This window comes from Paenibacillus assamensis DSM 18201, assembly GCF_000422445.1.
GTDB lineage: Bacteria > Bacillota > Bacilli > Paenibacillales > Paenibacillaceae > Paenibacillus_B > Paenibacillus_B assamensis.
In genome coordinates this window covers 76,280-88,411 of the sequence record NZ_AULU01000017.1, presented here as the reverse complement: position 1 = coordinate 88,411, position 12,132 = coordinate 76,280, and the positions used below count along the sequence as shown (strand labels likewise).

Genomic DNA, 12,132 nt, shown 5'->3' with positions numbered 1-12,132 from the left:
GAATGGCTCAAGCTGTTCAGGAGCTTTTTACTTTGTGGTACTTTTTTCGTTTGTTATATTTTGACTAGCATTTATTTTGAATGCGCCGAATACGATTATCCTTTATGCTTTAATGCGTTAAAAGCGAACTATATTTTTATTTTATATTGGAATGTTCGTGTTTTGCGATTGACATGGGCATTTCAAACTTGTTACACTATAGCCAAACTTAAATATGACGTATGATGATAGCTCTCGTATAATTCCGGGGATATGGCCCAAAGTTTCTACCCAAAGACCGTAAATTTTTGGACTACGAGAGAAAGCGTCCAAGTACGGTATGGCCAATTGCGATTACAGGCCATCATGTACTCGCGTTTTCTTTCTTTTGTCCCCTTGGTCTGCGGTTGAGCTTTCATAGCTATCTGCGGGCTTTTTTATTTATTACGTGATCGTAATCTTATCTTACGTAATATGTAACCCCACCTCATTTCCTTGCTGTATGTTAAGCTATCTTACATCAAGAGCATGTCTATGCGGCAAGGCAATCAGCCGCTAAATAATCCACCATTTCTACACTCATTCTGGGGAGGAAACCTACCGATGTTCAAAGCAAAGGTGTATGTCACTACGAAAGCAAATGTACTTGATCCGCAAGGAGCTGCTGTGCAGCAAGCGCTTCATACGATGGGCTATTCAGCTGTGGATGATGTACGTATCGGCAAATACATGGAACTTACTTTTGATACAACAGACCGTGCTCAAGCGGAAGCGGAGTTGGAGCAAATGTGCAAGAAGCTGCTCGCGAATCCGGTCGTTGAAGATTATCGTTATGAGCTGGAGGACTAAGCGATGAAGGTAGCGGTACTTGTATTTCCGGGCTCAAACTGCGATTGGGACTGTGTACACGCAGCAGAACAAACCATCGAGGGAGCCGTTGTCGATCGTGTATGGCATACGACGGATACATTGGAAGGCTATGATCTTATCATGATTCCAGGCGGATTCTCTTACGGAGATTACCTACGCAGCGGAGCTATCGCTCGCTTTGCACCTGTTATGCAGGCAGTTGCGAAAGCTGCCGCAGAAGGTGTGTACGTATTAGGCATTTGCAATGGATTCCAAATTCTCACCGAAGCAGGATTGCTGCCTGGGGCATTGCGCCGCAATACAGGCTTGAAATTCCGCTGTCATTCGTCTCAATTGCATGTAGCCAACGCTGATACAGCATTTACGTCAGGCTATGCGGCGGGAGAGGTCATTGATATTCCGATAGCACATGGCGAAGGCAATTACTACTGTGAAGATGCTGTGCTGGAGCAATTGAAGGCACGTAATCAAATTGTATTCACGTATACCGATAATCCGAATGGATCGGTTGCAGATATAGCTGGTGTTATTAATGAGCAGGGCAATGTACTCGGCATGATGCCTCACCCAGAGCGAGCGGTGAACAGTCTGCTCCGCAATGAAGATGGCATTCGTCTTTTTACATCCATTATGAAGGCTTGGAGGGAACGTCATGCAATCGTTGGCTAAGACAAAAGCGGAGCAACAATCGATGGAGATGGCAAAGGCCGTCATAGCAAAAGAGCCAACCCCGGAGCAGATAGCTGAGGAACGTATCTATGCCACGATGGGTGTATCGGACAGTGAGTACGAGATTATTTGCAGCTTGCTTAGTGGTCGCAAACCGAACTATACCGAGATTGGTGTATTCAGTGTTATGTGGTCGGAGCATTGCGCATACAAAAATTCCAAACCTTTGTTACGACGTTTTCCAACGACAGGTGAGCGTGTATTGGTTGGGCCGGGTGAAGGTGCAGGTATCGTCGATATCGGTGATGGGCAAGCCGTTTGTTTCAAAATAGAAAGCCATAACCATCCATCCGCAATCGAGCCATTTCAAGGGGCTGCGACGGGTGTGGGCGGAATTTTGCGTGATATTTTCTCCATGGGTGCACGTCCTGTTGCTTTATTGAACTCTTTACGTTTCGGTCAGCTTAGCGATGAGCGCGTTCGTTATTTGTTCGAGCATGTAGTAGAAGGTATTGCAGGCTACGGCAACTGTATGGGTATTCCGACGGTTGGCGGCGAAGTGATGTTTGATGCTAGCTACGAAGGTAATCCACTTGTCAATGCAATGTGTGTTGGTCTTATCGACCATAAAGATATTCAAAGCGGTGTGGCAAAAGGAATTGGCAACCCCGTCTATTATGTTGGTCCGCCAACAGGACGTGACGGTATTCATGGTGCTACTTTTGCTTCAGAAGAGCTTACAGAAGAATCAGAAGCAAAGCGTCCTGCGGTGCAGGTGGGTGATCCGTTCATGGAGAAGCTCGTTATGGAATCGTGCCTGGAGTTAATCAAGTCTGGCATCGTCATCGGTATTCAAGACATGGGAGCAGCTGGACTTACGTGCTCCAGTGCAGAGATGGCGAGCAAAGCAGGGAATGGTCTGGAGCTGAATCTGGATGAAATTCCACAGCGTGAACGCGGTATGACACCGTACGAGATGATGCTTTCTGAATCCCAGGAGCGGATGCTGTTCGTTATTGAAGAGAAGAATGAACCGATTGCAATGGAAATATTCAATCGTTGGGGTGTTATTTGCCGCCAAGTAGGCCGTGTTACAGATGATGGACGTCTGCGTCTTGTATTCGACGGAGAAGTCGTAGCTGATATGCCAGTTAAGGGCTTGGTTGATGATTGCCCAGTTTACGATAAGCCAGCAGCAGAACCTGCTTATTATCAAGCTAACGCAGCAGTAGATACAACGAGCTATCCAGCAGTTTCTGATCTGAACGATGCTCTGTTACGTGTACTTGGTTCGCCAACGGTGGCGAGCAAGGAATGGGTGTACAGTCAGTACGATCATATGGTTGGCACCAACACATCTGTATCGCCTGGTTCGGATGCAGCAGTTGTACTCGTACGCGGCACTCGCAAGGCGTTGGCGATGACAACAGATTGCAACGGACGTTATGTATATCTTGATCCAAATGTAGGCGGAAAAATTGCAGTGGCAGAAGCAGCGCGTAACATCGTTTGTTCGGGTGCAGAACCACTTGCAATTACAGATAACTTGAACTTCGGAAGCCCGGAGAAGCCGGATAACTTCTGGCAAATGCAGCAATCTGTAGATGGTATGGCAGAAGCTTGCCGCCATCTTAGCACCCCTGTTATCGGCGGTAATGTCAGCTTGTATAACGAAAATGCCAAAGGTGCTATTTACCCGACTCCTGTCGTCGGCATGGTTGGTCTCGTTCATGATGTCGACCATATTACGACACAAGGGTTTAAGCAAGAAGGAGATATTGTCTTGCTGCTCGGCGCAACGAAAGCGGAGCTTGGCGGCAGCGAGTTCCAACTTGTTGTGCATGGTGTGACAGAAGGTCGCCCACCTGCTATCGACCTTGATGTAGAGAGCCGCTTGCAGCGTACAGTACTAGAGTCCATTCAGCAAGGATATGTTCAATCCGCGCATGACTTGTCCGAAGGCGGTTTGGCGGCAGCTTATGCAGAGTGCTGCATTAGCGGCCGCATCGGAGCTACTGGTAATGTATCTATGGAAGGTTTGCGTTCGGATATTGCTCTATTTAGCGAATCTCAGTCTCGTGTTTTGCTTTCGATTCGTCCAGCACATGTGGAAACGGTCAAGGCTGTATGTGCGAAATACGAAGTGCCGGTTCAGCAGCTTGGTGTTGTCGGTGGTGAACGTATTCAATTGAAAGTGAACGGCGTATCTGCAATCGATGTAACCCGTGAAGAAGCGGAGCGTGCATGGAAGGATGCGATCCCATGTCTGATGCGATAATTCGTCAGCGGTCAGACGGAAAGGAAGTCCGGATGGGTGGAAATGGGAGTCATATTCAACATCAGACTCAGATAATCGAGCAGCAGCTTTCTGCTGTATCTGAGATGGAACGCGCATATGGCTTTGCTCAAATGGAAGCGATCGGATCGTACTTTAATGAGGGCGGCGGTCAGGATGGTCCATTTGATCGCTTGCGCGAAGAATGCGGTGTATTCGGTGTGTTTGGTTATGAGGATGCTGCTTCGCTTTCCTATTACGGGCTTCATACTTTGCAGCATCGTGGGGAAGAGAGTGCAGGAATATGTACGTCTGATGGTCAAACCTTTCGCTACCATCGTGGAATGGGACTTGTGAAAGAAGTGTTTGATAAAGATCGCCTTGCTAGCTTGGAAGGCGATCGTGCCATCGGTCATGTACGGTACTCTACGTCTGGCGACAGCCGACTGGCAAATGCTCAACCGCTTGTATTCAAGACAAGGGACGGCGACTTGGCGGTTGCGACGAATGGCAATATTGTTAATGCGCCCGTGCTTCGCCGTGAATTGGAGCAGAAGGGTTCGATCTTTCAGACGACGAGTGATACAGAGGTTATCGCACATCTAATCGCTCGCTCGGAGTCGGACTTTGTTACGGCAGCCAAAGATGCATTGCGTCAGTTGGTAGGTGGCTTCGCATTCTTAATTTTGACGAATGACAAATTGATCGTTGCTTCAGATACGTATGGGCTTCGACCAATCGTAATGGGGCGCCTCGGAGATGCATGGGTATTTTCATCCGAGTCTTGTGCTTTGGATACGATAGGAGCTGACTTCGTTCGTGCGGTTGAGCCAGGAGAAATGCTTGTGTTCGATGCAATGGGCTATCGTTCTGAGCGGTTTGCTCCAGTTGCCAAGCGAGCGTTGTGCTCGATGGAGTTTATTTATTTCTCTCGTCCTGACAGTCAATTGTACGATGTTAACTTGCATACCGCTCGAAAGCGTATGGGGATGCGCTTGGCAGAGGAATGTCCAGTTGAAGCTGATCTCGTATCTGGAGTGCCGGATTCAAGTATATCGGCGGCTATCGGCTATGCGGAGAAGGCTGGTATTCCTTATGAGATGGGCATGATCAAGAACAAATACAGCGGACGTACCTTTATTCAACCAAGCCAAGAGCTTCGTGAGCAAGGTGTGAAAATGAAGCTGAGTGCGGTTCGCAGCGTTGTAGAGGGCAAGCGAGTTGTGTTAATTGATGACTCGATCGTACGCGGCACGACTTCTCGTCGCATCGTGAAGATGCTGCGGGATGCAGGTGCATTGGAGGTTCATCTGCGGATCGCATCGCCGCCGTTTAAAAATCCATGCTTCTATGGCATAGATACGCCGACGAGCGACGATCTTGTTGCTTCCACGCACACAGTGGAGCAAATATGCGAAATGACGGGTGCAGACTCGTTAGCATTTTTATCGCAGCCGGGTATGATTGAAGCAATTGGTGGTGCGTTCACGAAGGAAGCGAGCGGTGGATTGTGTCTTGCTTGCTTCGATAACGAGTATCCGACGGCACTTGATCATTCAGCGAAGATGTCCAGTTGCGGGTGTTAGTAGGCAGCAAAATCGTATTGAAGAAACGTTAGTGGTCGTCTTTGTAGTTGAGTTGTAACCCTAGAACTTGTCATCAAAGAACTCGACTACAACAGCGAGCGGAAATGAGACCTGTCTCTTAATTTCTTAAACGATACGCAACAATATTTTCCTTTACTATCTTTTACTCATGAAGAGGAGAGAAACCATGTCTGAAGCATACAAGCAAGCCGGGGTTGACATAGCGGCTGGCAATGAAGCCGTTGAGCGTATGAAGAAACATGTGCGTCGCACGTTCCGACCAGAAGTATTGACGGATGTTGGTGGTTTCGGCGCCTTGTTCCAATTGAATGCGAAGCAATATGAGGAGCCGGTGCTCGTCTCTGGAACAGATGGTGTTGGAACGAAGCTGATGCTGGCTTTTGCAGCGAATAAGCATGATACGATTGGAATTGATGCAGTTGCGATGTGTGTAAATGATATCGTGGTGCAAGGGGCAGAGCCGCTCTTCTTCCTTGATTATCTTGCTTGCGGCAAAGTAGAGCCAGCGAAGATCGAGAGCATTGTGAGCGGTGTAGCGGAAGGCTGCGCTCAGGCAGGTTGCTCACTGATTGGTGGAGAGACAGCAGAAATGCCAGGCATGTATAGTGCTGAGGAATATGACATTGCTGGCTTCAGTGTCGGGGTAGTAGACAAGAAAAATGTGATTACGGGTGCGGATATTCAACCAGGTGATGTGGTGCTTGGACTCTCCTCCAGCGGATTACACAGCAATGGCTTCTCACTCGTACGCAAACTTCTATTGGAACAAGCTGGATACTCGCTTGAGGCTGCGATGCCAGAGCTTGAGACAGAGCAGACCTTAGGTGAAGTATTACTGACACCTACTCGTATCTATGTAAAGCCGCTTTTGAAACTTATGGAGCATGTCAAAGTGAAAGGGTTGGCGCATATTACGGGAGGCGGGTTCTTGGAAAATATTCCGCGTGTGCTGCCTGAGCATGTCGATGTTGAGATCGAGGCAGGTACATGGCCTGTACATCCGATATTCCAGCTGTTAGAGCGTGAGGGCAGCCTAACGGCAGAAGAATTGTACATGACGTTTAATATGGGAATCGGTATGATTGCTGTCATAGCAGAGTCAGATGCGGTACGTGCGATGGAGCTGTTGGAAGCGAACGGAGAAGCGGTGTACCGGATCGGTACGGTACAGGAAGGTTCTCGAAAAGTACGTATTCCTGAATTAGGGCTATGAGTTTACAGGGGTTGCAAGGTGTGAATGGAACGGATAAAAGGAGTATGGAGCAAGGAGAGAGCATGAAGCGTCGTCCGAGAATTGCAGTGTTTGCATCTGGATTAGGCTCGAATTTTCAAGCTCTCGTTGATGCTTTCCAAGCAGAGCCAGCGCGATACGAGTGTGATATTGCGCTGCTCGTATGCGATAAGCCGCAAGCTTATGCTGTAAAGCGTGCCGAGGCTGCGGGGGTACCTGCGGCATGCTTTACACCAAAGGCTTATTCGAGTCGAGAACAGTATGAGGAAGCCGTATTGCTGAAGCTGCGCGAAGAGCGGATTGATTGGATTGTGCTAGCGGGGTACATGCGTCTTGTAACGCCTGTGTTGTTGCGTGCTTACGGTGGGCGCATACTGAACATCCATCCTTCGCTGCTGCCTGCATTTCCTGGATTGAATGCAGTGAAGCAAGCGTTCGATTATGGGGTGCGTGTGACAGGTGTTACCGTACATCTCGTTGATGAAGGAATGGATACAGGGGCGATATTGGCGCAGCGGGTTGTTTTCGTGGAGGAGCATGATACTGTGGAGACGCTAACTGCTCGCATTCATGCTGCTGAACATGAGCTTTATCCAGCTGCGGTAGCTGACGTAGTGGCAGGAAGATTGAGTCCAAGTAGAGCGTAGAGTGAGAGTCATATAGCAATTATTTTCGAATCGTTGCAGTAGATGTTGTAGCATGTTAATGGATATGGCATGTAAAATGATAGAAAATCTCAATCTAGTTATCATGGAGGAGAGAAAGTAATGTCGATTAAGAGAGCGCTTATAAGTGTATCAGATAAATCTGGTGTGGTAGAGTTTGCGCGTGCGTTGGCAGATGCAGGTGTAGAAATTATTTCGACAGGCGGCACAAAAACGCTGCTGGAGCAGTCTGAAGTACCTGTTATCGGCATTTCAGAAGTGACAGGCTTCCCTGAAATTATGGATGGGCGAGTGAAGACGCTGCATCCCGCGGTACACAGTGGATTGCTTGCGGTGCGCGACAATGCTGAGCATCAGGCGCAAATGCAGGAACTAGGGCTTTCTTATATCGACCTCGTTGTCGTGAATTTGTATCCTTTCCAAGAAACGATTGAGAAACCAGATGTAACGTATGAAGATGCAATCGAGAACATCGATATTGGCGGTCCAACGATGCTTCGCTCTGCGGCAAAGAACCATGCCTTTGTGACAGTCGTGGTGGATGCGGCAGATTATGGCCAAGTTATCAGTGAACTTCAAGCAGAAGGTGACACGACGCTTGAAACACGCAAGCGCTTGGCGGCGAAGGTATTCCGTCATACAGCTTCTTATGATGCGCTTATCTCGGGCTATTTAACGGAACAAGTAGGCGAGACTTTCCCAGAACGTCTAACGGTAACTTATGAAAAATCACAATCTCTACGCTATGGGGAGAATCCTCATCAGCAGGCTGCGTTTTATCGTGCTCCATTAGCTGAGCGTGGTTCGTTGCCTACAGCGGAGCAGCTACACGGCAAAGAATTGTCTTACAACAATATTCAGGATGCGAATGCGGCAATTGCGATCGTATCTGAATTTGAAGGTCCAGCTGTTGCGGCTGTTAAGCACATGAATCCTTGTGGAGTTGGCATTGGAGCTAGCATCTATGAAGCTTACCGCAAAGCGTATGAGTCTGATCCGACATCCATCTTTGGTGGTATTGTGGCAGCCAATCGTCCTATAGATGCGGATACGGCACAAATGCTTAATGAGATATTCCTTGAGATCGTCATTGCTCCTGATTTTACAACAGAGGCACTTGATATATTGAAGCAGAAAAAAAATCTTCGCTTACTTCGCACAGGGGTTCAGCCAACGCCAGAGGCACGTCGTGCAGCATGGCAGTATACTTCCATTGCGGGTGGGCTGCTCGTTCAGGAGACAGATGTTCATACGCTGCAAGCTGACAAGCTTCAAACGGTTACGAGCCGTGAAGCAACGGAGTCTGAGTTGGAGCAGCTGCAATTCGGCTGGAATGTAGTGAAGCATGTGAAGTCCAATGCAATCGTACTTGTGAAAGATGGGATGACGGTAGGAATTGGCGCAGGTCAAATGAACCGTGTCGGTGCAGCGAAAATTGCGATTGAGCAAGCAGGAGAGAAGGCGCGCGGTGCAATCCTTGCTTCTGATGCCTTTTTCCCAATGGGAGATACGCTTGAATTGGCTGCGAAAGCAGGCATTACGGCGGTCATTCAGCCAGGCGGCTCGATTCGTGATGAAGAGTCTATTCAAGTGGCGAATGATTACGGAATTGCCATGGTCATGACGGGCGTACGTCATTTTAAACATTAACAAATTTCGTGTTAGGGACCGATTATAGGCGGAGGTGTCGACGTGAGAGTATTGGTTATCGGCGGCGGGGGACGTGAACATACGTTAGTATGGTCTTTGCTGCAAAGCGATCAAGTTAGAGAGGTTGTCTGTGCACCAGGAAATGCGGGTATAGCAGAGATGGCTGAGTGCGTGGACATCGCTGTAAGCGACTTTGAAGGTATGGCGGCCTATGCGGTGGAAACAGGTGTGGAATTAGTTATCGTAGGACCAGATGATCCTCTGGCAGAAGGGATTACAGATGTGCTGGAAAGTCATGGTCTACGCGTGTTCGGGCCGAATAAGGCGGCAGCAGAGATCGAGGGCAGCAAAGTATTTATGAAGCATTTGCTTCGCAAATATGAGATTCCCACGGCTGCTTATGAAACATTCGACGATATAAATACTGCGTTGGCATATGTACGTGAACAAGCACTGCCGATTGTCATCAAAGCGGATGGATTGGCGGCTGGTAAAGGCGTAATCATTGCTCAAACGATGGCAGAAGCAGAGCAAACGCTGCAAGAAATAATGGTGGACGGCAAATTTGGTGCCTCGGGAAATCGAATCGTCATTGAGGAATTTATGCAGGGACAGGAAATGTCGATCTTGGCTTTCGTAGATGGAGAAACGGTACGCGCATGTGTGCCTGCACAGGATCATAAACCGATATTCGACGGTGATCGTGGACCTAATACGGGCGGTATGGGGACATACAGTCCTTTGCCGCATATGTCGGACAGTATTGTAGAGGAAGCGATTCGTACGATTATTGAACCTACCGCTAAGGCGATGGTTGCGGAAGGACGTCCTTTCAAAGGAATTTTATTCGCAGGCCTTATGATTACGCCGCAAGGCAAGCCTAAGGTAGTTGAATTCAACGCTCGCTTCGGTGATCCTGAGACACAGGTTGTGCTGCCACGCTTGAAGACCGATTTGCTGACTGTCTTTAACGCGGTTGTCGATGGAACATTGCATCAGATCGAATTAGAGTGGGATGATGAAGCGGCTGTCTGTGTGATTGTGGCAGCAGGAGGTTATCCAGACAAGCCTCGCAAAGGCGATGTCATTCAAGGACTAGAAGAAGCTGCTCGCCATGCACTTGTCTTCCACGCAGGTACGAAGCGTGACAGCGAAGGTCAGTTTGTGACAAATGGTGGGCGTGTGCTTGGTATAGTTGGACGTGGTGCAGATGTTCGTGCAGCACAGCAAGCTGCTTATGCAGCGGTAAAGGCGGTATCATTCCAAGGCATGCAGTATCGAAAAGACATTGCGGAAAAATCGCTGAACGGTGCTGTTATTGGTTAACTACACGTTAAGAAGCTCTTTCTCTCTTTCAATTGTGAAATGAGGGAGCGAGCTTCTTTTACTTTGTAGACAGGCTTGTGGCGAATTTGTGTCAGTGAACGAAAGTTCCTCCATCTCTTGAGCATAAAGACGAATAGCGGCAGCATAACCATCTCATACTAAGCCTATTCTAACGACAGGCATACGCATATTCCTGCGCATCATCATAAGGTTGAACGATAGGAATGTGCGTGAACAAGTGGAGGGGGACTTCGTATGACTAACTATGAATATGACAACTACGATCAAGAAGGCTGGGCGTTAACTCAGCAGTTTTTATCAGAGGAGAACTTGCGAGGTTCCAATGAGGCAGAGCAATATAAGTCTTATTTACAAAGTGAACCCGGTCAGGCGCTAAGTATTGATACGGAAGGAGCAGCTGGCTCTTCCATGCATGCTGTAACTGCATCGACTGGTGGAACGGCTGAGTTAAGTTATGGTGCAGGACCTAGCAGTTCTGCACAAGCTGGGGTCAGTCTTAACAGCAGCGCGGGGCAGCAAGCAGCTCTCTCTACCTCTGGGGAGCATGCACCCAAGTTTGGTGCTGCTGAACCGGTGTCGTCTAACGAAGCATCTGAAGATGGTTGGCAGGCAGGGGCAAAGGAAACCCAGCATATGCTCAATTGGTTTTACGGGATGCATGATTGAGAGAGATCTTGGAATGGGATACATTGAGATGTAGATGTAGATGTAGATGTAGATGTATGTAATGTAGCCAAAGCTAAAGCTGAACATGTAAATGCTGCTTTATTAAATAAGCAAAAGCCACACTTTCTTTATGAAGGTGTGGCTTTTTATTGTTGATTTGCTAGTGAAATAGGTGAGTTAATTTTACTTAGAGCTATTAGATTCAAAGGGAGTAAACATATGGAAAGATGTTTATTGACACGCCTTAGATGAAATGATAAGATGCTTATAACTTAAATACAAGTAATTTAATCGGAATTATATGATATATATGGAGGCTGGTGTGACGTATGGAGCGGGTAGTTGATTTGAAATGGAATCAGGAACGGATCGTCGCATCGATCCATTATCCAGAGAAGCGAGGGCCGTATGAGGAGCGATCCGAAGAAGGTTCAAGTCGTAGAGTACCTTTGACAGTCATATGCCATGGCTTTATTGGCAGTCGTATCGGTGTCGATCGATTGTTCGTAAATGCTTCGCGACGCTTGGCGAATGAAGGGCATATTGTTGTGCGCTTTGATTATGCAGGCTGCGGAGAGAGTACAGGAACATACGGTGACCTCGGTATCGATGCGATGATCGAACAGACTCAGGCGGTGCTTGATTATGCATTGAGCTGCGGCGATGTAGACCCACAGCGTGTGACGCTGCTCGGACATAGTCTGGGTGGAGCAGTTGCCTTGCTTACAGCGGTGCGTGATCAACGCGTAAAGCGCTTAGTGCTTTGGTCTCCTGTCGCCTACCCGTTTAATGATATTGTAAACATTATTGGTCGTGCTCGGTATGATGAATCCATTAAGCGTGGCGAGACTGATTATGCAGGCTATACGTTTACACCTCGATATTTTGATACACTTGGCAAGCACCAGCCGTTTCAAGAAGCTGCGAGATTTGCAGGTGATGTGCTGCTAATCCACGGGACATCTGATGATGTCATACCCGCGGACTACAGTTTCTTGTACCAGAAAATTTTCTGGATGCGCAGTGACGGACAATGCGATAAGGAGATTGTGTTCCAAGCCGATCATACGTATTCGTCGGGAGAGCATCGCAGTGTAGTATTTGAGCGTACGGTAGAGTGGTTGAATCAATGGGAACAACGTCAGAAGAGTTGGGCGCATTGGAGTATTTAAA

10 protein-coding genes and 1 riboswitch are annotated in these 12,132 nt (G+C 48.0%); all 10 genes read left to right on the top strand.

Translation table 11 applies throughout. The annotated features are described in order from the left end of the window. Nucleotides 1–214: 214 nt before the first annotated feature. Nucleotides 215–315, top strand: a riboswitch (purine riboswitch). Between the two features lie 267 nt (nt 316–582). Beyond that, entirely contained in the window at nt 583–828 is a 246-nt protein-coding gene (purS, locus tag H580_RS0111025) for a phosphoribosylformylglycinamidine synthase subunit PurS (RefSeq protein ID WP_028594838.1), read from the top strand. A gap of 3 nt (nt 829–831) precedes the next feature. Further along, the gene (gene purQ, locus H580_RS0111020) at nt 832–1,518 is read left to right on the top strand and encodes a phosphoribosylformylglycinamidine synthase subunit PurQ (RefSeq protein WP_028594837.1); all 687 of its coding nucleotides are present in this window, start codon (nt 832–834) and stop codon (nt 1,516–1,518) included. Nucleotides 1,519–1,546: 28 nt separating this feature from the next. Next, nucleotides 1,547–3,796, top strand: coding sequence for a phosphoribosylformylglycinamidine synthase subunit PurL (purL, locus tag H580_RS0111015; RefSeq protein WP_028594836.1), 2,250 nt, complete (start codon nt 1,547–1,549; stop codon nt 3,794–3,796). 131 nt (nt 3,797–3,927) lie between these two features. Next, entirely contained in the window at nt 3,928–5,379 is a 1,452-nt protein-coding gene (gene purF / locus H580_RS0111010) for an amidophosphoribosyltransferase (RefSeq protein WP_028594835.1), read from the top strand. A 187-nt stretch (nt 5,380–5,566) separates the two neighbouring features. Further along, nucleotides 5,567–6,613 (top strand): phosphoribosylformylglycinamidine cyclo-ligase, encoded by a 1,047-nt coding sequence (purM, locus tag H580_RS0111005; RefSeq protein ID WP_028594834.1) that lies wholly within the window; start codon nt 5,567–5,569, stop codon nt 6,611–6,613. Nucleotides 6,614–6,675: 62 nt separating this feature from the next. Continuing rightward, on the top strand, nt 6,676–7,278 hold the full coding sequence (gene purN, locus H580_RS0111000; RefSeq protein ID WP_028594833.1) for a phosphoribosylglycinamide formyltransferase: 603 nt from the start codon (nt 6,676–6,678) through the stop codon (nt 7,276–7,278). Nucleotides 7,279–7,398: 120 nt separating this feature from the next. Further along, nucleotides 7,399–8,946 carry a bifunctional phosphoribosylaminoimidazolecarboxamide formyltransferase/IMP cyclohydrolase gene (purH, locus tag H580_RS0110995; RefSeq protein WP_028594832.1) on the top strand — a complete coding sequence of 516 codons (1,548 nt, stop codon included), beginning with the start codon at nt 7,399–7,401 and terminating at the stop codon, nt 8,944–8,946. A 42-nt stretch (nt 8,947–8,988) separates the two neighbouring features. After that, nucleotides 8,989–10,272 carry a phosphoribosylamine--glycine ligase gene (gene purD, locus H580_RS0110990; RefSeq protein ID WP_028594831.1) on the top strand — a complete coding sequence of 428 codons (1,284 nt, stop codon included), beginning with the start codon at nt 8,989–8,991 and terminating at the stop codon, nt 10,270–10,272. Nucleotides 10,273–10,527: 255 nt separating this feature from the next. Then, nucleotides 10,528–10,959, top strand: a complete 432-nt coding sequence (locus H580_RS0110985; RefSeq protein WP_028594830.1) for a hypothetical protein — start codon at nt 10,528–10,530, stop codon at nt 10,957–10,959. A gap of 329 nt (nt 10,960–11,288) precedes the next feature. Continuing rightward, nucleotides 11,289–12,131, top strand: a complete 843-nt coding sequence (locus H580_RS0110980; RefSeq protein ID WP_028594829.1) for an alpha/beta hydrolase family protein — start codon at nt 11,289–11,291, stop codon at nt 12,129–12,131. The last annotated feature ends 1 nt before the right edge of the window (nt 12,132 follow it).